Genomic DNA, 20088 nt, shown 5'->3' with positions numbered 1-20088 from the left:
CGGGATTCCGGAACGCGGAATTACCAGGAAAAGGCAAAGAGCGGAAAGGAAAAGGGCGCTAGTACGCCCCGCCCACCGGCGCGACCGCCCCGTGGGCCTCGCGGTCGTAGAACGGTCGGGAGTTGGCGCGCATCCAGAGGACGACGGGGTCGAAGTCGTCGGTCATGGCGACCGTGGAGACCGGCAGGCCCTCGGGGACCGCGCCGACCGACTGCTGCATCATCGCGCGGACGGAGTCGACCGCGGCCGGGGTCGACTCGTACACGTCGAGGCCGAGGGCGAGGTAGGGGGCGCCCAGCGCGGGCTGGACCCAGGCGCGGCGCAGGGAGCGCAGGGCGGGGGTGCGGTGGGCGTTCTGCGCGAGCAGTGCGTAGAACTGCGGTACCTCGATGGCCGGTTCGGACAGCCGCAGAGGGCCGGCCGGCTGGCGGTCCAGGCCCGTGGCGATGCGGCGCAGGTCCAGCCAGGGGATGCCGACGCCGCCGCCGGGGGCGTGCGGGTTGAGCCAGAGGCCGTAGTGCTCCGGGTACAGGGTGCGGGCGACGTCGAGGCTGTCGACCACCTCGTAGGACCGGCTCCAGCCGCTGGCGGAGAGTTCCTGGGCGGAGGTCACGCAGGGGGCGTAACCGAAGCCGCCGACCTCCATGTTCCCGTACTGCGCGTCCGGGGAGCCGGCCTGGCCGTGCCACAGCAGCATCCAGATCTGGCCGGACGAAGGGGTGGCGAGGGCGCGGAGCAGTGCCTCGTAGGCGTCGTAGCGTCCGGGAGTGACCTGGCGCAGCATGTGCTCGACGCTGCCGCTTGGGCTCGCGCTCACCTGTCCTACCGCCCCTTCATTGCAAGTTCCCCGCGTGTGGGGACAGCTTAAGCGCCCACCGGCGCGGGCCCCGCGAGCCCTGATGCCTCAGTTGCCGAACTGGTAGAAGGGGCGCACGTTCGTCCTCAGCCAGTCGGCCACCGGGTCCTGGGTGGCGTCCAGGAGGACCAGGTTGACGGGCCAGGGGGCCGGGGCGCGGCCGAGTGCCTTGCCGAGGGCGTCCAGCGGGAGCGCCCGCGCGTCGCCCTCCCAGTGGGCGAGCTCGACGCCGACGAAGAGCACCGGGTCGGCCGTCTCGATGACGGCGAGGCAGCGCCGGGCGCTGACGACCACGCCGGCCGCGGCGAACTCGGCGGAGGCGGCGGCCAGGAAGTCCACCGGGTCCTCCTGCCAGTCGGGCTCGAAGAGCCGCACCCGGCCGCCGGAGGCCGGACCGTCCAGCGGGGAGCCCGCGGCCCGGCACAGCGCGGCCACCGCGTCGGGCGGCAGCGGCAGTCCGACCACGCCGCCGGGGTTGATGACGACGCCCGCCTGCGGCGGCAGGCCGCGCGCGAACTCCACGGCGGGGGCGACGGTGTGCGGGAGGTGTCCGCCGGGCGACTGCCGGAACTGCTCCTCGGAGCTGAACACCGGGACGTACACCTGGCCGTCGATCTCGACGGTGGGCAGGTCCAGCGGCCCGCTGTGCGGACCGCCGCCGTTCGGCAGGGGTATCCAGACGAAGCTTCGGGCCAGCACCTCGATGACGCGGGCGCCGGCCGCGGGTATGCCGAGGGAGGCGGAGAGGACCTCCTCCAGTTCGTTGCCGGGCCAACCGCCGTGCGGGTGGGGGTGTGCCTGTGCCGGGAAGTCCGCGGGAAGGTCCGCCGGGAAGTCCATGTGCCTACCGCCTGCTGGGAGTCATGCTGTGGTGCAGAAGGCTATCCGGTACGGATGCGGGAGCTCACGTGGCGAACTCGATCCGCTTCAGGCCGTCCGCCGAGGCACGGTCCAGCAGGACGACCGAGCCGCAGCCGGCGGGGCTCTCGCCGCGTTCGACGGCGTCCAGCAGCCGGGCGGTGGTGCCGCGGTGGCGGTGGAAGGCGTACCGCGAGACGCCCCGGCCGCGCTCGCGCTGGCCGCGCCGGGCGGTGTCGGCGGACACGTCGAGCAGGATCAGGTGCAGGGTGCCGCCTCTGCGGCGCGCCTCGCGGGCGAGCCAGGCGCGCACCCAGGGCTGGGTGCCGCAGTCGTGCACCACGACGCCCTCGCCGGAGGCCAGCGCGCGGCGCAGCCCGGCGTAGTGGGCCAGGCGGACCAGGGGGCGGTAGAGCGCGTAGGGCAGCGCGGCGGGGAGCCGGGCGGCCCAGCGGTCGCGGGCGTCCTGGGAGTCGACGCGGCGGCCGGGGACCGTACGGCGCATCAGGGTGGACTTGCCGCTGCCGGGCAGCCCGGTGACTACGGCGAGGTCGCGGGGGCCGAAGCGGAGGGTGCGGGGGCCGCCGGGGCGGTCGCGCAGGTCCCGGACGGCCGGCGCGGGGCGCTCCGCTTGCTGCCCGGCGGCCGCGCAGGGCCGCTGCCGCAGCGGGATGCCGGTGGTCGTGGCGTACACCGTGGTCCTGTTCACCGTGATCGTCCCTCCCCCAGTGGGCTCAGGTCATCCCCTGCCCAACTCATGTAAAGAGAAGGTAATGCGCGAGGTCCCCGTACGGGTCCCGGAACGGCCACAGGCATGTCACAGCCGGTGGCCCCTTCAGGGCCGGGCGCGGCCGTGCGATGATGTGCCCGCCAACTGCATACCGGCCGTTTGAATCCGCGCGGGAGAGTCCCCATCCGGGGCGCCGAAGGAGCAAGTCCCTCCCTTGAATCTCTCAGGCACCGTTACCGCGCGGGCGAGGCACATCTGAAAAGCGGGCCGCTGTCGCAGTGGCTCCACCCAAGGTGCAAGCCAGTGACCGTGAGGGTCATGGCGAACCTCTCAGGTTCCGATGACAGATGGGGAGGAACGTTCCTCGCCCCATCCCCCGTTGCCCTGGGAGACGACCGATGAGTAGCACAGAGCCCAACGCCCCGCGCCGTACCGCGCTCGACGCCGTGCACCGCTCGCTCGGCGCGACGATGACCGACTTCGCCGGCTGGGACATGCCCCTGCGCTACGGCTCCGAGCGCGACGAGCACCAGGCGGTGCGTACCCGGGCCGGACTGTTCGACCTCTCGCACATGGGTGAGATCACGGTGACCGGCCCCGGCGCCGCCGCCCTGCTGAACTACGCCCTCGTCGGCGACCTCGCCTCGGTCGGCGTGGGCCGCGCCCGCTACACCATGATCTGCCGCGCCGACGGCGGCATCCTGGACGACCTGATCGTCTACCGGCTCGCCGAGCACGAGTACATGGTCGTGGCCAACGCCTCCAACGCCCAGGTCGTGCTGGACGCGCTGACCGAGCGCGCGGCCGGTTTCGACGCCGAGGTCCGCGACGACCGCGACGCCTACGCGCTGCTCGCCGTCCAGGGCCCGGAGTCCCCCGGCATCCTCAAGGCCGTCACCGACGCCGACCTCGACGGCCTGAAGTACTACGCCGGGCTGCCCGGCACGGTCGCGGGCATCCCCGCGCTGATCGCCCGTACCGGCTACACCGGCGAGGACGGCTTCGAGCTGTTCGTGAAGCCCGAGCACGCCGTCCGGCTCTGGGAGGCGCTGCTGGAGGCCGGCTCCGCCGCCGGTCTGGTGCCGTGCGGGCTGTCCTGCCGGGACACCCTGCGCCTGGAGGCGGGCATGCCGCTGTACGGGCACGAGCTGACCACCGGGCTGACCCCGTTCGACGCCGGTCTCGGCCGCGTGGTGAAGTTCGGCAAGGAGGGCGACTTCGTCGGCCGCGAGGCGCTCACGAAGGCCGCCGAGCGGGCCGAGGCAGAGCCGCCGCGCGTGCTGGTCGGCCTGATCGCCGAGGGCCGCCGGGTGCCGCGCGCCGGGTACGCCGTCGTCGCGGAGGGCAAGGTGATCGGCGAGGTCACCTCCGGTGCCCCCTCCCCCACCCTCGGCAAGCCGCTGGCCATCGCCTACGTCGACGCCGCGCACGCCGCCCCCGGCAGCACCGGTGTGGGCGTGGACATCCGGGGCAGCCACGAGCCGTACGAGGTCGTGGCGCTGCCCTTCTACAAGCGCGCCAAGTAGACACTGGCACCGGGTCCGGCCGGTCCCCGGCGTGACCCTGCGCACATTCACCCGCTCTTCAGCGGTTCGAGCCCTTTTCGCCCGACGAGCACGTCCTCGCGTACAGGAGAATTCAGGTCATGAGCAACCCGCAGCAGTTGAGCTACAGCAAGGAGCACGAGTGGCTGTCGGCCGCCGACGGCGGTGCTTCGACGGTCGGCATCACCGAGCACGCGGCCAACGCGCTCGGCGATGTGGTCTTCGTGCAGCTTCCCGAGGTCGGCGCCCAGGTCACCGCCGGCGAGTCCTGCGGCGAGCTGGAGTCCACCAAGTCGGTCTCCGAGCTGTACTCCCCCGTCTCCGGTGAGATCACCGAGATCAACCAGGACGTCGTGGACGACCCGTCGCTGGTGAACTCCGAGCCCTTCGCGGGCGGCTGGCTGTTCAAGGTGCGCGTCGCGGAGCAGCCCGCCGACCTGCTGACCGCCGACGAGTACACCGCCTACATCGCAGGCTGAGGAGCCGGAAGCCGTATGACTGACGTCCTGAACACGCCCCTGCACGAGCTGGACCCGGAGATCGCCGCCGCGGTCGACGCCGAGCTGCGCCGCCAGCAGTCGACCCTGGAGATGATCGCCTCCGAGAACTTCGCACCGCTGGCGGTGATGGAGGCCCAGGGGTCGGTCCTGACCAACAAGTACGCCGAGGGCTATCCGGGCCGCCGCTACTACGGCGGCTGCGAGCACGTCGACGTGGCCGAGCAGATCGCCATCGACCGGGTGAAGGAGCTGTTCGGCGCCGAGTACGCCAACGTCCAGCCGCACTCGGGCGCCTCCGCCAACCAGGCGGCGCTCTTCGCGCTGGCCCAGCCCGGCGACACCATCCTCGGGCTCGACCTGGCGCACGGCGGCCACCTCACCCACGGGATGCGGCTGAACTTCTCCGGCAAGCAGTTCAACGTGGTCGCGTACCACGTGGACGGCGAGACCGGCGTGGTCGACATGGCCGAGGTCGAGCGGCTGGCCAAGGAGCACCGCCCCAAGGTGATCATCGCGGGCTGGTCGGCGTACCCCCGGCAGCTCGACTTCGCCGAGTTCCGGCGGATCGCGGACGAGGCCGGGGCGTACCTGTGGGTGGACATGGCGCACTTCGCCGGTCTGGTCGCGGCGGGGCTGCACCCGAACCCGGTCGAGCACGCGGACGTGGTGACCTCCACCACGCACAAGACGCTCGGCGGCCCGCGCGGCGGCATCATCCTGGCCAAGAAGGACTTCGCCAAGAAGCTGAACTCCTCGGTCTTCCCCGGTTTCCAGGGCGGCCCGCTGGAGCACGTGATCGCCGCCAAGGCGGTCTCCTTCAAGGTCGCGGCCTCGGCGGACTTCGCGGAGCGCCAGCGGCGTACGGTGGACGGTGCCCGCATCCTGGCCGAGCGGCTGACCGCGCCGGACGCCCGCGAGGCCGGGGTCAACGTGCTCTCCGGCGGCACGGACGTGCACCTGATCCTGGTGGACCTGCGTGAGTCGGAGCTGGACGGGCAGCAGGCCGAGGACCGGCTCCACGAGGTCGGCATCACGGTCAATCGCAACGCGGTCCCGAACGACCCGCGCCCGCCGATGGTCACCTCCGGCCTGCGGATCGGCACGCCCGCTCTCGCCACCCGCGGCTTCACCGCCGAGGACTTCGCCGAGGTCGCGGACGTGATCGCGGAGACGCTGAAGCCGTCGTACGACGCCGAGGCGCTCGCCGCTCGGGTGCGGGTGCTCGCGGACAAGCACCCGCTGTACCCGGCGCTGGGCGAGTAGTACCCCGTATTCGTTACCCGGGTGCCCCGCCCACTGCCGGTGGGCGGGGCACCCGTGCTGTGTCCGCATCACCTTTTGTACCTGTTCGTATTGAGGAGTCACCGTGGCCGTCTCGGTCTTCGACCTGTTCTCGATCGGCATCGGCCCGTCCAGCTCCCACACGGTCGGTCCGATGCGGGCGGCGCGCATGTTCGCCCGCCGCCTCCGCAACGAGGGCCTGCTGGACGCCGTCGCCGCCGTCCGCTGCGAGCTGTACGGCTCGCTCGGCGCCACCGGCCACGGCCACGGCACCCCCAAGGCGGTGCTGCTGGGCCTGGAGGGCGCCTCCCCGCGCACGGTGGACGTGGAGGGCGCCGACGACCGGGTGGGGGCGATCCGCGAGGCGGGCCGGCTCAGCCTGCTCGGCGAGCACGAGATCGCCTTCTCCTTCGACGACGACCTCGTCCTGCACCGCCGCGAGACCCTCCCGTACCACGCCAACGGCATGACGCTCTGGGCGCACGACGCCTCGGGCGGGGAACTGCTGACCAAGACGTACTACTCGGTCGGCGGCGGCTTCGTCGTGGACGAGGAGGCGGTCGGCGCGGACCGGATCAAGCTGGACGACACGGTGCTGAAGTACCCGTTCCGCACCGGTGACGAGCTGCTGCGGCTCACCAGGGAGACCGGGCTGTCGATCTCGGCGCTGATGCTGGAGAACGAGCGGGCGTGGCGCACCGAGGAGGAGATCCGCGCGGGCCTGCTGGAGATCTGGCGGGTGATGCGCGAGTGCGTGGCCCGCGGCATGTCCCGCGAGGGCATCCTGCCGGGCGGCCTGAAGGTGCGCCGCCGCGCCGCCGTCTCCGCCCGCCAGCTGCGCGCCGAGGGCAACGCGCTCGCGCACGCCATGGAGTGGATCACCCTCTACGCGATGGCGGTGAACGAGGAGAACGCGGCGGGCGGCCGAGTGGTCACCGCGCCCACCAACGGCGCGGCCGGCATCATCCCGGCGGTGCTGCACTACTACATGGACTTCGTGCCCGGCGCGGACGAGGAGGGCGTGGTCCGCTTCCTGCTGGCGGCCGGCGCGATCGGCATGCTCTTCAAGGAGAACGCCTCCATCTCCGGCGCCGAGGTCGGCTGCCAGGGCGAGGTGGGCTCCGCCTGCTCCATGGCGGCGGGCGCGCTCGCCGAGGTGCTCGGCGGCTCCCCCGAGCAGGTGGAGAACGCGGCCGAGATCGGCATGGAGCACAACCTGGGCCTGACCTGCGACCCCGTCGGCGGGCTCGTCCAGATCCCGTGCATCGAGCGCAACGGCATGGCCTCGGTGAAGGCGGTCACCGCCGCCAGGATGGCGATGCGCGGCGACGGCTCCCACAAGGTCTCCCTCGACAAGGTCATCAAGACCATGAAGGAGACGGGCGCGGACATGAGCGTCAAGTACAAGGAGACGGCGCGGGGCGGGCTCGCGGTGAACATCATCGAGTGTTAGGGGGTGTCGTCTGGATCAGGTCGACGGATGGATAGGGCGCCTCCTGACCGACCCGAGCGGGGTCTGGTGCGTGCAGCTGCAAGGCGGAGGAGGGAGTCGACGCGATGGGGGTCCCCCCGCGCGAGCGCAGCCGAGCGTGGGGGAGTCGGCGAGTGACGACAACGCGGCTGGGGGTCCCCCCTGCTCGGAGAGCTTGGGGGAGTGCGTGCCAGACCCCGCGTCGCCGAACTGATCCGGACGACACCCCCTAGGCCCGGGCCGCTGAATACTGGGGATCATGCGTACCGACTTCGATCCCTCGGCCATGTCCCCGCACGCCTTCTACCGGCTCCTCACCTCCGTGGTGGTGCCGCGGCCGATCGCGTGGGTCTCCACGGTTCCCGGGGACCACCCGGAACGGCCCAACCTCGCGCCGCACTCGTTCTTTTCGGTCTCCTGTGTGCAGCCGCCGATCGTGCAGTTCACCTCGGTGACCCGCAAGGACTCGCTGCGGAACGTGGAGGAGACCGGGCAGTTCGTGGTCAACCTGGCGCCGGAGGGGCTGTTCAAGGAGATCAACGACACCGGGACGGACTTCCCCTCCGACGTCAGCGAGTTCGGGGCGGTGGGGCTGGAGCCCGAGCCCTCGCTGCGGGTGAGACCGCCCCGGGTCGCGGCCTCCCCGGCGGCGCTGGAGTGCGAGCTGCACAGCCTGCTGACGCTGGGCGACTCCACGGTGGTGTTCGGGCGGGTGGTCCACGCGGTGGTCAGCGAGGAGGCGCTCGCCAAGGACGGGCTCCCGGACATCGAGCGGCTGCGCCCGCTCTCCCGGCTGGGCCGCGACGAGTGGGGCACGCTCGGCGAGGTGCTGGACAAGCCCCGCATCCGCTGGCGCGACTGGCAACAGGGCGAGCGGAGCTGAGTTTCCATGGACAGCGGTCACATCGGCCAGGTATTGCTCGTCGCGCCGGGGCGGCGGTGACGGGGGTAGGCTCGAAATAGCACCCGATTGCTCACCTTTTGTGAAGGGGCTGCTGATGTCGACCGTTCTGTGCGTTCTCTATCCCGACCCGCAGGCGGGATATCCGCCGGTATACGCGCGGGACGAAATCCCGGACATCGGCTGGAATGTCAACGGTCACCCAGCGCCCGCACCCAAGGGCCCGCTCGGATTCAAACCGGGCGAACTGGTCGGGTGCGTATCGGGTGAACTCGGACTGCGGGGCTATCTGGAGAAGAACGGCCATCGGTTCATCGTCACCAGCGACAAGGACGGGGAGCAGACCGAGTTCGACAAGTATCTCCCCGAGGCCGAGGTCGTCATCTCGCAGCCGTTCTGGCCGGCGTATCTCACGAAGGAGCGCCTGGCGAAGGCGTCCAAGCTGAAGCTGGCGCTCACCGCGGGGATCGGCTCGGACCATGTCGACCTGGACGCGGCGGCGCGGGCGGGGGTCACCGTCGCCGAGGTCACCGGCTCCAACAGCGTCAGTGTGGCGGAGCACACGGTGATGATGATCCTGGCCCAGGTGCGCAACTACCTTCCCTCGCACGGCGTCTCCACCAACGGCGTCTGGAACGTCGCGGACTGTGTGGAGCGCGGTTACGACATCGAGGGCATGAAGTACGGGGCGGTCGGGGCGGGCGGCATCGGGCTTGCCGTCCTGCGACGGCTCAAGCCCTTCGGGCTGGAGCTGCACTATCACCAGCGGCATCAGCTCGATCCGGAGACCGAGAAAGAACTGAGCCTCACCTTTCACCCGGATCTGGAGTCGATGATCTCCGACATCGACATTCTGAGCCTGCAATTGCCGCTGTATCCGTCCACGAAGAACATGCTGAACGCGAAGACCTTCGGCATGATGAAACGCGGCACGTACGTCATCAATTGCGGGCGGGCCCAACTGGTGGACCAGGACGCGGTCGTGGAGGCTCTGTATTCCGGCCATCTCGCCGGATACGCGGGAGACGTCTGGTATCCGCAGCCGGCGCCGGTCAACCATCCCTGGCGCACGATGCCGTTCAACGGAATGACGCCCCACGTTTCCGGGACGACGCTTTCCGCGCAGGCCCGCTATGCCGCCGGAACGCTCGACATCCTCCAGTGCTATTTCGAGGGGCGGCCCATTCGCGAGGACTATCTCGTCACCGACGCGGGAAATCCCGCCGGGTAGAGGCCCGGTCGTAGGAGCTGAAGTGAGGGTTACCGGCCGCTCAGGCGCCGCCGTCCAGCCCCCATGCTTCGGCCAGCAGCGAGAACGAGCGGGCGCGGTGCGCGGGGTCGTGGGTGTAGGTCGTGATGATCAGTTCGTCGGCCTCCAGGTCCGCGACCAGCGCCTCCAGCTCGGTGACGACCGTCTCCGGTGAGCCCACCGCGCGCACCTGCTGGAAGTCGTCCACGAATCGGGCGACCTCGGGGCCGATCACGGTCCCGAGGTCCCTGACCGGGGGCCGCAGCGGGCCGCGCCCGCCGGTGTAGATGCCGGCGGCCATCTGCTGGGCGGTGGTGAACAGGTAGTGCGCCTCCTCGTCGGTGGGGGCGACGAGGACGTTGACGCCGACCATGGCGTACGGCTGCGGGATCTCGGCGGTGGGGAACTCCGTCGAGAAGCGCGAGCGGTACAGCGCCAGCGCCTCGTGCCGCATCTGCGGTGCGAAGTGCGAGGCGAAGGCGTACGGCAGCCCGAGGTAGGCGGCGACGGCCGCGCCGTCGAGGCTGGAGCCCAGCATCCACAGCGGGACCTCGGTGCCCTGGCCCGGCACCGCCCGCACCCCGGGCCCCCCGCCGTCGCGGGAGCTGAGGTAGCGGTGCAGGTCGACGACGTCCTGGATGAACGTGTCGGTGGCGGCGCCGCCCCGGCGCAGCGCGGCGGCCGTCGTCGGGTCGGTGCCCGGTGCGCGGCCGAGGCCGAGGTCGATGCGGTCGCCGTACATCTCCGCGAGGGTGCCGTAGTACTCCGCGACCATCAGCGGGCTGTGGTTGGGCAGCATCACGCCGCCCGAGCCCAGCCGGATGCGCTCGCTGTGCTCGGCGGCGCGGCCGATGAGCAGGGAGGTCGCGGAGGACGCGAAGGTGACGACGTTGTGGTGCTCGGCGTACCAGTACCGGTTGTAGCCGAGCGCGTCCGCGAGCCGCACCAGTTCGACGGACTGGTTGAGCGCGGTGGTGGTGTCCGTACCCGAGGCCACGGGTACGAGGTCGAGGATCGACAGCGGAACGCGCGGAGTAGTCATGTCGGCGCCACAATCATCGGGAGCGGAGTGCCTCCCTGCGAACGTTTCACAGGCGGGACCGGCGCGCAATCAGAGCCGGAGCCCGGAGGTGCCCGCTGCCCGCAGGCGTACCGGACAGCTACGGGGGACCAAAGTCCGCCAGGTCAGGGACGTGGCGGCCGGCCTCTTCGCGACGGTCCGTGCGGGCGAGAGGCCGGTCCCACCCGTCACGGCGTGCCCCCTCACGGAAGCGGGGAAGGCGGCGCCGGACCCGGCGAACTGACACCCAACTCCGCACCCCCTGCACGAACTTGACTTCCTCAGCTGGGGCGAAGAGACTCGATCGAGTCTGGTGTGGTGTGCCCGGACGCCCCCCTCTTCACTCTTCTCCCCCTCCCTTCCGTCCCGCCGCGATGGAAGACGTCGTCGTCGGCTCGGGTCCGCCAGCCAGGAGAACACATGTCTCTGACCCTCCAGTTCACCGTCCGCAGCGACAAGGGCCTTGTCCGGGAGGTCAATGAGGACTCCGTGTACGCGGCGCCGCATTTGCTGGTGGTGGCGGACGGGATGGGCGGGCATGCCGGGGGTGAGGTGGCCAGTTCTGTCGTCATCTCCCACATGGCCGAGCTGGGGCCGGAGCGGACGCGGGCGGAGCCCATGGAAGCGTTGCGCGAGGCGATACTCGCCGGGAACCTGGCCATCGCGCAGGCCGTGCGGGACGCGCCGCAGCTGAACGGGATGGGAACCACCATCACGGCGGTCCTGATGGAGGCCGACAGCGATCAGTTCGTCGTGGCCAACGTCGGGGACTCGCGCACGTATCTGATGCGCGCCGGTGAGCTGGTACTGCTGACCCGTGACGACTCCCTGGTGCAGACCCTGCTGGACGACGGCCGGATCACCCCCGCCGAGGCTCTCGCGCATCCACAGCGGTCCATGGTGACGAAGGCGCTGGTCGGCGGGGAGCCGCTGAGCCCGGCCCTGTTCCGTCTGGAGACCCTGCCCGGCGACCGGTTCCTGCTGTGTTCGGACGGGCTGAGCGATCTGGTGGCCGAGTCCGAACTGGCCGTGGCGCTCGGCCTGCCCAGCCGGGACGAGGCCGCCGACCGCCTGGTCCAGCTGGCCCTCGGCGCGGGGGGCAACGACAACGTGTCCGTCGTGGTCGCGGACGTCGTCCACGACGACGCCCCTGCCGACGCCCCGGTCATCTCGCGGGCCCCCCTCCAGGAGGAGGAGGCTCCCGAGCGCCGGGGGCGGACGGGCCGCACCGTGTTCGTGCTGGCCGCCGTCGTGGTGGCGGCGGCCGTCGCGGTGTACCTGTTCAGCTAGGGGCGCCCATGCGCTGCTGGAAGGCGCAGCCCGCGTGGGCGCCGGCCGCGTACGAGACGACATCGGCGCGGCCGGCGGGCAGGCCGCGCAGGAACGCGCCCGCGTAGCTGCGGCCGATGAGGAAGGCTCCCCAGTTGAGCACCCATGGCTCGTCCGCGCCCTCCTCCCCGGGGAAGGGTTCCGGCAGCGGGGTGACCAGCTCCTGCACGATGTGCGGGGTGGCCAGGGCGCGTTCGAGGCTCGCCGCCCACTGGGCGTCGCCGACGCTGCGGCCCAGTACGGTGCCGGAGCCGCCGAGGCCGTGCGCGGGCTTGATCACCAGGCGGTCGCGGTGGTGGCGGCAGTACGCGAGGAGATCGGTCGGTTCGCCCGCCACGCGGGCCGTGCCGGGACGTAGTTCGTGGGTCCAGGGGAGCAGGCGGCCTACGAGGTCCCGCTCCCCCGCATCCAGGGTTTCCTGGCAACGGTCCTCCCAGAGGAGGGCCAGTGCACGCTTGTTACCGTGCATGGAGGTGCGCAGCGGGGAGAGTACGGGGACATCGCAGCGGGCGAAGAGGTCGAGCAGGGCCTCGGCTTCGCGCAGGGCGGCCGCGTCGGCGGTGAGCTCACCCAGGGTGAAGTAGCGGTACACCAGGTCGACTTGGCGTCCGTCGACCATCAGGCGGCCGCCGGACTCGCGCGCCTGGCCGGTGTGGCAGCCGAACGCCTCGACACCGTGGTGGGCGAGCAGCCCGGCCAGAGCGGTGATCTCGGGCTCGGTGGCACGGTAGCCGGAGGGGCAGTCCATCAGGGCGACCCGGCACGTCTCCCCCGCCCGGCCCGCCGCCTCCCGTATCTGCCCGGCGAGCATGGCGACCGTGTCCGGGAAGCCGAGTCCCTCCGCCGCGACGAACGCGGCCAGCTCCGGGTCGGCCAGCGCGAGCCGGTTCAACTCCGTGATCTGCAGGCCCCCCAGGGCGCTGCTGATGTTGAACTCAAGAAGCCGGAAACCGACCTGGTCCCGGTACAGATCGGCACGGCCGATCCGGCCCGGCGCGGCCACCGGCGGCCGCAGGGCGAGACGCGCCTGCTCGGGCCGCAGCCCGACCGCGGCCGCGAAGGCGTACGGGTCCCCGTCGAAGAGCCGCTCCGGCAGGCCGAAGAGCAGATCGGTCACCCCGTTGAGATCCCGCTCCAGTCGTCCGGCCTCCCCCTCCGTGAGAAAGACGGGCCGGCTGAGAAAACGGTCCTCCAGAGCCCGGCGCACGAGGTCCAGCCGGTCGGACTCCCGGAGGGCGAGCGGGCGTCGCCCGGGTCCGGCCAGGTAGCGAGTGGTCAGGGTGGTGGGCGGGGCGGTGGTCATGGTGCGGGCGTCTCCTCGCCAGGTACCGGCTGCGTGGTGATGTGGACCTCGGCGATGGCCGCCCGGGCTCGTTCCAGGGCCTCGTCCGCGGTGGCACCCACGGCTGTCAGGGAGCCGCAGCGGTCCTCGGAGCTGCTCAGCGGGGGGACCGTGTCGCCGGGGGCGGTTTCGGGGTCGGTCTGCAGCACGCCCGGACTCGTCGCGGCGGCCTGCCAGCCGGTCACCTCCGTGACCAGGCCGGGGGGTGCGGTCAGGAACCAGGTCGCGGCCGCCTCTGCGGTGGGGACCTGTGGGGGCGGCTGTACTCCGGCCGTGTGGGCCGCCAGCAGGTCGCGTACGTCCGCGCCCGTGACCTCGCGAACGAGGTCGATGATGCCGTCGCCGCCGGGGCGGTCGTGGGACTCGACGACGCGGGGGCCGGCGGGGGTGACGATGACCTCGGTGTGGGCGGGGCCCTCGGTCAGGCCGACCGCGTCGAGAAAGGCGCGGGTGGCGGACACCAGGGCCGCGTGGCGGGCGGAGTCGATGCGGGCGGGTACGACATGGCCGATCTCGACGGCGTTGTCACCGGTGAACTTCTCGGTGACCGCCAGCACCTGGTGCTCCCCGCCGCGCGAGAAGGACTCCACGCTGTACTCCGGCCCGTCCAGGAACTCCTCGGCGAGCAGCGCGTCCGGCGTCTCCGCGACCAGCCGTGCGGCCCGCTCCACGTCGGCGGCGGAGCGCAGGACTTGGATGCCCTGGCTGCCCGAGCCGTCGCGGGGCTTGAGCACGACGGGCAGCCCGGCACGCGCGGTGAAGCCGGCCAGGTCGTCGGGCGCCCGCATCAGCGCGGCCCGTACGGCGGGCGAGCCGGGTGTGCCGTCGAGGACCTCGCGCATCAACGCCTTGTCCTTGAGCAGCAGCACGGTCCGCAGCGGGTTGCCCGCCAGGCCGAGTGCGTCACGGATGCGGGCCGCAGTGGTCAGGAAGCGTTCGCGGACGGTGACGACCCGGTCGAAGGGCACCGCCTTGTGCAGGGCCAGGACGCGGTCGAGCCACACGTCGCCGTCGTCGTCGGGCAGCAGCAGCGCCTCGTCGCAGGCATCGCGGTGCCCGGGGCCGAACTCGGCGAGCGTGCCGCCGTAGACGACATGGCAGCCGTGGGCGCGCAGGGCCTTGGGCAGCCGGGTGCCGCCGCCCAGTACGAGGACGGTGCGGGTGGCGGTCTCGGTCATACGGAGTCCTGGGTGAGCGCCGGGTCCTTGGTGACCCGTGGGACGACGGGGGTGAGGGGCACGGGCCGGGCCCTGCGCGCGGTGTACGGGGCGGCGGAGGCGACCAGGGCGACGAGGACGCCCAGCAGCAGCCAGCCGCCCAGCGGACGCCAGTCGGGGCCGGGGGCGAGACAGAGCGTGGTCAGCGCCAGCGGCGCCACGACACCGGTGACACCCCGGCCGAGGGAGAAGAAGCCCTGGTACTCGCCGTGCGAGCCGTCGGGTGCGAGTTCGTAGCTGAGGCCGTAGCTGCCGGCGGACTGCCACAGTTCGCCCGCCGTGTGCAGGGTCATGCCGACGAGCAGCAGGCCCAGCGCGGCGAGCGGCGCGGAGGCGAGGACCGCGCAGGCGATGGCGGCCCAGCCCACGAGCAGCACCCAGCCGGAGCGGCGCACCACGCGCGCGGCGGTGTCCACGCTTCCCGTTCCCCGGGAGAACGGCACCTGGAGCAGGACGACCAGCACCGTGTTGGCCAGCACCACGGCCGAGATGGTCCACTCCGGGGCACTGGTGTGGTCGGCGATCCACAGCGGCAGGGCGAGGGAGAGCACGTCGTAGTGGATGCTGGTAAGCCCACAGACCAGGGTGACCAGGGCGTACGGACGGTCGCGCAGCACGGTACGGCGGGCGGGCGCCGAGGGGCCCGTGGGCGCCGGACGGACCGGGGGCACCTTGCGCAGGGGCAGCGCGGCCAGCACGTAGGCGCAGGCGTTGAGCAGGACGACGGCCAGGTAGGCGGCGCGGGTGTCGGCCGCGAGGGCGAACGCGGCGAGGGCGGTGCCGATGCTCAGGCCCGCGTTGGTGACCGACTTCAGCAGGGCGCGCAGCCGCACCCGCGCCTCTCCGACCCCGACGCTGCTGATGACGGCACCGCGCGCGGCGGCGCCCCCGCGTTCGGCGACGGCGGCCACACAGGTGACGACGATGAACGCCCACAGGGAGTGCACCAGTGCGAACGAGGCGGTGGCGAGGGCCTGTCCGGCGAGCGCGGCGGCATAGGTGCCGCGCGCGCCGAAGCGGTCGGCGATCCGGCCCGCCGGGACGGCCGCCGTCAGCCCGGTCAGTCCGGCGACCGCGAGGCCGACGCCGACCTGGGCGGCCGAGAGGCCGACGGACCGGGTGAAGAACAGCGCGCTGACCGGGAGAAGGAGTCCGCTGCCGGTCTGGCCCACCAGGGTGGACAGGGCGAGTGCGCGCGGCGCTCCCCGCTCCGGCAGCAGGGCCCGTATCCGGCCCGGCCCGCGCCCTGACGGTACGTCAGTCATCCTCGCCCTCACCGGTGAGCCGGGTCAGTTCCCCGAGGACCAGGTCGGCGTGGTGCTCGGGGTCGGGCACGGGGTGGATCAGGGCGCGGACGGCGCCGGTGCGGTCCAGGACGACTCCGGCGCGCTCGAAGAGGACGCGGCCCTCGGCACGCACCTCGGGTACGCCGAGGGCGCGGCCGAGGGCGAGGTCCTTGTCGCCGATCAGCGGGTAGCCGAGGGCGCGCCCGGCGGCGAACTCCGCCAGCTCGCCCGGCGCGTGGGCACTGGCGCCGAGCACGCGGGCGCCGGCGCGGGCGAAGCGGGCGGCCGCGTCGCGGGCGGAGCACAGTCCGGTGGTGCAGCCGCCCAGTTCGGGCACGCGCTCTCCGATGCCGGGCTCGGTGATGAAGAACAGGACGGTCCACTCGTGGTCGGGCGACGGCACGGTGAGGGGGCCCTCGGACGTGGTGACGGTGTACTGCAAGGGGTTCCTCCGGGGTGGGGTGCGCGGGTGCGACGGGGGATGCTCACACGGAATCCGCGTACCGTTCCACCTCCCACGGGGTGACGATCCGGTGCCAGGCGTTGAAGTCGGCGCGGCAGTGCCGGTCGTGGGCCGTGGCGGCGAGGTCCCCGAGGGCACCGCGGACGACCGTGTCCTCGGCGAGGGCGCGTAGCGCGGTGGGCAGGTCGGTGGGGAGGGGGGCGATGCCGCGGGCCGCCAGTTCGGCGGCGCCGAGGGTGTCGGCCGGCTCCTCGCAGGCGTCGGGCAGCTTCAGCCCGCGCTCCGCGCCGTCCGCGAAGGCGGCGAGGACACCGGCGAACAGCAGATGCGGGTTGGCGGCCGGGTCGGGGCTGCGCAGCTCCAGCCGGGTGGAGTCGGGAACGGCGGGGTCACCGACGACCTTGAAGGCGGTGGAACGGTTGTGCCGGGCCCAGCTGACGTGCACCGGGGTGCCGGAGGCGGGGACCATCCGCTTGTAGGAGTTGACGGTGGGGTTGCCGAGGGCGGTGAGCGCGGGCGCGTGGTCCAGGACCCCGGCGAGGCAGGCGCGGAAGAGCGCGGACATGCCCTGCGGGTCCTCGGCGTCGTGGAAGACGGGCCGGTCGTCGTCGGTGCCGCGCAGCGAGACGTGGAGGTGCAGGGCGTTGCCGTAGAGGTGGGCGAGCGGCTTGGGCATGAAGACGGCCCTCAGGCCCCGCCGGCGGGCCATGGCGCGGGCGGTGTGCTTGAGCAGGAGCAGCCGGTCGGCGGTGGTGAGGGCGTCTCCGTGCAGGAAGACGATCTCGCGCTGGCCGGGGCACACCTCGTGGTGGTGGCCGGTGACGGTCAGGCCCATGCGGTCCAGCGCCTCGCTGATGTCCCGGCAGACCTCGTCGGCCTCCTCGGTCTCGCCGAGGTCCCAGTAGGCGTTCCTGTCGGAGGGGTCGAGGCGGCCGGGGGCGGACTCGCGCAGCAGGTAGAACTCGGCCTCGACGCCGAACACCGGCCGGAGTCCGCGGCGTTCGGACTCCTCGACGGCGCGGCGCAGCACGGCCCTGGGGTCCGCGGCGAAGGGGCGGCCCTGGGCGTCGCGCACGTCGCACAGGACCATGCCGACGGTGCGGCCGGCCGGGGTCGGCCAGGGCCGGACGACGAAGGTCTCCGGGTCGGGCACGAGGCGCAGGTCGCTGTGGTCGGGGTCGCCGAAGCCGAGCAGTACGGAGCCGTCCAGGGTCCAGCCGTCGGCGCGTACCGCGTCCCAGCGGGCGGCGGGGATCTCGAGTGACTTCAGCCGGCCGGCGATGTCGGTGAAGAGTAGCTGGACGAAGTCGGTGTCGGCGGGCTGGTGCCCGGCCGGGACGGCGGTGGCCATCACGCGTCTCCTCGGTAGTACGGGGCCGGCGCGCCCGTCCGGCCGGTCACGGCACACGCCCCCGCGAGGTCCGCCGGGGACCTCGGCGGGACGTGGGCGCGCAGGACCCGGTCGGTGAGCAGGCCGAGGGAGCTGAGGTTGGGGAAGCCGGGGCCCTGGGCAAGGGCCGCCAGGTTGGGCAGGTGGAGCGGGGCGGGCAGGCCCGGTACGGCGAGGGAGCGGTCGATCGCGCCTTCCACGGCCGCGCGGGTGAGGGTGCCGCCGACGGCCGCGGTGAGGGCGGTGCGGGCGCGCGGGCCGAGCAGGCCGGTGAACCACATGGGGTCACCGCCGGTGGCGTCGACCACGAGGTCGGCCTCGATCTCGCCGGACCGTCCCCCGTACGCGTAGACGAGGGCGACGGGGCTGCCGGGACGGGTGCCGGTGGCGCGGCCGGGGCACCAGGTCACCCGTGCGGTGCGGGCGAGGTCGTGCTGGACGTCGAGGGAGAAGACGGCGCGGTCGGTGCGCCGGATGAACTCCCTGCGGTCGCTCTCGGTGAGAGCGGTCCAGCCGGTGGGGTCGCTGTAGTAACGGTTCTCGAAGGGGCTCTCGCCACGGCTGTAGAGGGCGGCGCGCGGGGTGACGACGGTGACCTCCCGCTCCTGGGCGACCGCGAGTTCACGGACCACGGTGCCCGCGGTCTCGCCGGAGCCGACGACCACCACGTGCCGTATCCGGCGGGGCAGTCCGGCGACGGCGAGCCGCCAGAAGCCGGCGGTGTCCAGCACCCGGTCGTCGTCGGCGGTGAGCGCGGTGCCGGACGGTCCCGGCCCGGAGACCAGCAGACCCCGGCCGCGTACGGTGCCGCGGCCGCCGGGGGCCGTGTACCGGAGGGTCCAGCCGTCGTCGTCGGCCTCGGCGCCGTGCACCTCGCCGCTGACGACGCGCAGCCCGGCCTCGCGGGCGGCCCAGTCGAGGTAGTCGGCCCATTCTCGGTGGCTGGGCTGGGGGCGGCCCCGGTCGACCCAGCGGGCGTAGCCGCCGCGGCTCATCAGGTGTCCGGCCCAGCCGTAGCCGGTGGTGAGGCGGACGATCTCGGCGACGAGCGGGTCATGGGGGTCGCCCCAGGTGGTGGCGTCGTAGGGGAAGCCGAGGTCCTTCTCGGGGAGAGTGCCCAGGCTCTGGCGGCCGTTGGTCCAGCCGTGGCCCTCGCGCCAGTGGGCGGCGGTGCGGTCGCGTTCGACGGCGACCACTTCGGGGGCGTCCAGCCCGGCTTCCCGGAGCACCTTGGCCTTGACGGCGAGGGCGATGGCCTTGGGACCCGCGCCGATCACCAGCAGGGGTGCGTCGGGTTCCGAACCGCCGTGCGGGCGGGCCGGGTCGGCGCTCCGGGTGAGCGGCGGCGGTACGAGGTCTCTCATCGGCGCCCTCACCGGAACCGGGCCGGGTCGAAGGCGGCGGGCAGGCCCGCTCCGGCGCCGCCGCCGATGCGCTCGGCGAGCTGGTGAGCGACGACCTGGGAGTAGGGCATGCCATGGCCGCTGAAGGCGGCCATGACCCACAGTCCGGGCCGGCCGGGCATGGCGCCGACGAGGGGGCAGCGGTCCGGGGTGAAGGCCATGACACCGCTCCAGGCGCGCACCACGGGCACGCCCGCGGTCTCGGGCAGCAGGGCGGGCAGCGCGGTGGCGAGCCGGTCGGCCAGCTCCGGGGAGAAGGCCGGGGTGTTGGCGTCGGCGGGCAGCTCGATGTTCTCGTCGCGGTTCGGCACGGTGGTGCGCAGTCCGCCCAGGAGCAGGGAGCCGTCCTGGTTCTGGCCGCCGTAGACCAGGCCCCGGTCCAGTCCCCACTGCGGGATGCGGAAGGGGACGGGCGCGGTCTGCACGAGCTGGCCGCGCACCGGGGTGATCCGGGCGTCGAGTTCGGGCAGCAGCCGGCCGGTCCAGGCGTTGAGGGCGACCACCACCTGGTCGGCCAGGACCTCGCCGGCGTCGGTGCCGACGCGCCACGCGCCCTCTTCCGTCCTCTCCAGGGAGGTCGCGGTGACGCCGAGGCTGAACGTGGCGCCATGCCGGCGGGCGGCGTCGGCGATGCCCCGGACGTATCCGACGGAGTGCACGGCGTCCTGGTCGGGCCGGTGCAGTCCGCCGAGGACGGTGTCGGGCAGGTCGGTCCCGAACACCCGGCGGGCGCCCGGCAGGTCGAGCCACTCGGCCGCGATGCCGTCGGCGCTCAGCGCGTCGGCGGTCCGCTTGAGTTCGAGCGCCTCGTCCTCGCTGTCGGTGAGGTCGAGCTTGGCAGTGGTGGTGCGGTGCGCCTCGATGCCCTCGCGGGCGGTGACCTCGCGCACCAGGTCGCGGTTGACGAGGGTGGCCCGGTAGACGGCGAGGGCCTGGCCGTGGCCGAACCGCTCGATGGCAGGCGCGTGCTGGGCGTTGCCGCCCTGGATGACGCGTCCGGCGTTGCGGCCGGAGGAGCCCTCGGCGGGGCTGTCGTTGCGGTCGAGGACGAGGGGCGCGTGGCCCGCGCGGGCCAGCCAGTAGGCGAGCGTCGAGCCCATGACACCGGCGCCGAGCACGAGAACACCGGCGCGGCCCGGCAGGGGCGTGCTGCCACCCGTCCAGCGCGGTCCGCTCACCAGCCAGCAGGAGTCGGGGGATCGCATGGC

At 72.8% G+C, this 20088-nt stretch carries 18 protein-coding genes and 2 riboswitches; of the genes, 7 read left to right on the top strand and 11 right to left on the bottom strand.

What is annotated here, in order from left to right; translation table 11 throughout:
* Window positions 1-58: 58 nt before the first annotated feature.
* From E5082_RS04310 to E5082_RS04300, 3 genes are all read right to left on the bottom strand, one after another.
* Window positions 59-784 (bottom strand): enhanced serine sensitivity protein SseB C-terminal domain-containing protein, encoded by a 726-nt coding sequence (locus tag E5082_RS04310; protein ID WP_373310095.1) that lies wholly within the window; start codon window positions 782-784, stop codon window positions 59-61.
* Between the two features lie 120 nt (window positions 785-904).
* Window positions 905-1696: an enhanced serine sensitivity protein SseB gene (locus E5082_RS04305; RefSeq protein ID WP_135789918.1), complete on the bottom strand. Its 792-nt coding sequence runs from the start codon at window positions 1694-1696 to the stop codon at window positions 905-907.
* A 64-nt stretch (window positions 1697-1760) separates the two neighbouring features.
* Complete coding sequence (locus tag E5082_RS04300; protein WP_135789917.1) at window positions 1761-2423, bottom strand: AAA family ATPase; 663 nt, start codon at window positions 2421-2423, stop codon at window positions 1761-1763.
* Between the two features lie 181 nt (window positions 2424-2604).
* Window positions 2605-2693, top strand: a riboswitch (glycine riboswitch).
* A riboswitch (glycine riboswitch) is annotated at window positions 2694-2801 on the top strand.
* Window positions 2802-2842: 41 nt separating this feature from the next.
* Here E5082_RS04300 and gcvT point away from each other — a divergent pair.
* From gcvT to E5082_RS04270, 6 genes are all read left to right on the top strand, one after another.
* Window positions 2843-3970, top strand: coding sequence for a glycine cleavage system aminomethyltransferase GcvT (gcvT, locus tag E5082_RS04295; protein ID WP_135789916.1), 1128 nt, complete (start codon window positions 2843-2845; stop codon window positions 3968-3970).
* Window positions 3971-4089: 119 nt separating this feature from the next.
* Entirely contained in the window at window positions 4090-4467 is a 378-nt protein-coding gene (gene gcvH, locus E5082_RS04290; protein ID WP_135789915.1) for a glycine cleavage system protein GcvH, read from the top strand.
* A 15-nt stretch (window positions 4468-4482) separates the two neighbouring features.
* Window positions 4483-5751 carry a serine hydroxymethyltransferase gene (locus E5082_RS04285; RefSeq protein WP_135789914.1) on the top strand — a complete coding sequence of 423 codons (1269 nt, stop codon included), beginning with the start codon at window positions 4483-4485 and terminating at the stop codon, window positions 5749-5751.
* A gap of 103 nt (window positions 5752-5854) precedes the next feature.
* Window positions 5855-7222, top strand: a complete 1368-nt coding sequence (locus E5082_RS04280) for an L-serine ammonia-lyase (RefSeq protein WP_135789913.1) — start codon at window positions 5855-5857, stop codon at window positions 7220-7222.
* 277 nt (window positions 7223-7499) lie between these two features.
* Window positions 7500-8123, top strand: a complete 624-nt coding sequence (locus E5082_RS04275) for a flavin reductase family protein (protein WP_135789912.1) — start codon at window positions 7500-7502, stop codon at window positions 8121-8123.
* Between the two features lie 115 nt (window positions 8124-8238).
* Window positions 8239-9372, top strand: a complete 1134-nt coding sequence (locus E5082_RS04270; protein ID WP_135789911.1) for an NAD-dependent formate dehydrogenase — start codon at window positions 8239-8241, stop codon at window positions 9370-9372.
* 40 nt (window positions 9373-9412) lie between these two features.
* Here E5082_RS04270 and E5082_RS04265 read toward each other — a convergent pair whose 3' ends face one another.
* Window positions 9413-10432 carry an LLM class flavin-dependent oxidoreductase gene (locus E5082_RS04265; RefSeq protein WP_135789910.1) on the bottom strand — a complete coding sequence of 340 codons (1020 nt, stop codon included), beginning with the start codon at window positions 10430-10432 and terminating at the stop codon, window positions 9413-9415.
* 438 nt (window positions 10433-10870) lie between these two features.
* Between E5082_RS04265 and E5082_RS04260 the strand changes: the two genes are divergently transcribed.
* Window positions 10871-11740 carry a PP2C family protein-serine/threonine phosphatase gene (locus E5082_RS04260; RefSeq protein WP_135789909.1) on the top strand — a complete coding sequence of 290 codons (870 nt, stop codon included), beginning with the start codon at window positions 10871-10873 and terminating at the stop codon, window positions 11738-11740.
* Here E5082_RS04260 and E5082_RS04255 read toward each other — a convergent pair.
* Genes E5082_RS04255 through E5082_RS04225 form a run of 7 tightly spaced genes read right to left on the bottom strand, consistent with a single transcriptional unit; the run spans window position 11733 to window position 20085 of the window.
* Entirely contained in the window at window positions 11733-13082 is a 1350-nt protein-coding gene (locus E5082_RS04255) for a circularly permuted type 2 ATP-grasp protein (RefSeq protein WP_135789908.1), read from the bottom strand. The two genes, E5082_RS04260 and E5082_RS04255, sit on opposite strands and share 8 nt — an antisense overlap.
* The gene (locus tag E5082_RS04250) at window positions 13079-14299 is read right to left on the bottom strand and encodes an ATP-grasp domain-containing protein (RefSeq protein WP_135789907.1); all 1221 of its coding nucleotides are present in this window, start codon (window positions 14297-14299) and stop codon (window positions 13079-13081) included. The genes E5082_RS04255 and E5082_RS04250 overlap by 4 nt, the downstream gene beginning before the upstream one ends.
* Entirely contained in the window at window positions 14296-15603 is a 1308-nt protein-coding gene (locus E5082_RS04245) for an MFS transporter (RefSeq protein WP_135789906.1), read from the bottom strand. Before E5082_RS04245 ends, E5082_RS04250 begins: the two co-directional genes overlap by 4 nt.
* The gene (locus tag E5082_RS04240) at window positions 15596-16066 is read right to left on the bottom strand and encodes a redoxin domain-containing protein (RefSeq protein ID WP_167513980.1); all 471 of its coding nucleotides are present in this window, start codon (window positions 16064-16066) and stop codon (window positions 15596-15598) included. Before E5082_RS04240 ends, E5082_RS04245 begins: the two co-directional genes overlap by 8 nt.
* Before the next feature lie 43 nt (window positions 16067-16109).
* Window positions 16110-17438, bottom strand: a complete 1329-nt coding sequence (locus tag E5082_RS04235) for a glutamine synthetase family protein (RefSeq protein ID WP_135789904.1) — start codon at window positions 17436-17438, stop codon at window positions 16110-16112.
* A complete protein-coding gene (locus E5082_RS04230; RefSeq protein ID WP_135789903.1) occupies window positions 17438-18841 on the bottom strand; it encodes a SidA/IucD/PvdA family monooxygenase in 1404 nt (467 codons plus the stop codon). The genes E5082_RS04235 and E5082_RS04230 overlap by 1 nt, the downstream gene beginning before the upstream one ends.
* Window positions 18842-18849: 8 nt before the next feature.
* On the bottom strand, window positions 18850-20085 hold the full coding sequence (locus tag E5082_RS04225) for an NAD(P)/FAD-dependent oxidoreductase (RefSeq protein ID WP_135789902.1): 1236 nt from the start codon (window positions 20083-20085) through the stop codon (window positions 18850-18852).
* Window positions 20086-20088 lie beyond the last annotated feature (3 nt).

The sequence above is a fragment of the Streptomyces griseoluteus genome, assembly GCF_004784465.1.
Taxonomy (GTDB): domain Bacteria; phylum Actinomycetota; class Actinomycetes; order Streptomycetales; family Streptomycetaceae; genus Streptomyces; species Streptomyces griseoluteus.
The sequence above is the reverse complement of the archived record's forward strand: the minus strand, read 5'-3'. Positions and strand labels throughout refer to the sequence as shown.

Coding starts and splice junctions, on each gene's coding strand:
- E5082_RS04310 (WP_373310095.1), bottom strand. CDS start 784: ATGCTGCGCCAGGTCACTCCCGGACGCTACGACGCCTACGAGGCACTG.
- E5082_RS04305 (WP_135789918.1), bottom strand. CDS start 1,696: ATGGACTTCCCGGCGGACCTTCCCGCGGACTTCCCGGCACAGGCACAC.
- gcvT (WP_135789916.1), top strand. CDS start 2,843: ATGAGTAGCACAGAGCCCAACGCCCCGCGCCGTACCGCGCTCGACGCC.
- gcvH (WP_135789915.1), top strand. CDS start 4,090: ATGAGCAACCCGCAGCAGTTGAGCTACAGCAAGGAGCACGAGTGGCTG.
- E5082_RS04285 (WP_135789914.1), top strand. CDS start 4,483: ATGACTGACGTCCTGAACACGCCCCTGCACGAGCTGGACCCGGAGATC.
- E5082_RS04275 (WP_135789912.1), top strand. CDS start 7,500: ATGCGTACCGACTTCGATCCCTCGGCCATGTCCCCGCACGCCTTCTAC.
- E5082_RS04270 (WP_135789911.1), top strand. CDS start 8,239: ATGTCGACCGTTCTGTGCGTTCTCTATCCCGACCCGCAGGCGGGATAT.
- E5082_RS04265 (WP_135789910.1), bottom strand. CDS start 10,432: ATGACTACTCCGCGCGTTCCGCTGTCGATCCTCGACCTCGTACCCGTG.
- E5082_RS04260 (WP_135789909.1), top strand. CDS start 10,871: ATGTCTCTGACCCTCCAGTTCACCGTCCGCAGCGACAAGGGCCTTGTC.
- E5082_RS04255 (WP_135789908.1), bottom strand. CDS start 13,082: ATGACCACCGCCCCGCCCACCACCCTGACCACTCGCTACCTGGCCGGA.
- E5082_RS04250 (WP_135789907.1), bottom strand. CDS start 14,299: ATGACCGAGACCGCCACCCGCACCGTCCTCGTACTGGGCGGCGGCACC.
- E5082_RS04245 (WP_135789906.1), bottom strand. CDS start 15,603: ATGACTGACGTACCGTCAGGGCGCGGGCCGGGCCGGATACGGGCCCTG.
- E5082_RS04235 (WP_135789904.1), bottom strand. CDS start 17,438: ATGGCCACCGCCGTCCCGGCCGGGCACCAGCCCGCCGACACCGACTTC.
- E5082_RS04230 (WP_135789903.1), bottom strand. CDS start 18,841: ATGAGAGACCTCGTACCGCCGCCGCTCACCCGGAGCGCCGACCCGGCC.
- E5082_RS04225 (WP_135789902.1), bottom strand. CDS start 20,085: ATGCGATCCCCCGACTCCTGCTGGCTGGTGAGCGGACCGCGCTGGACG.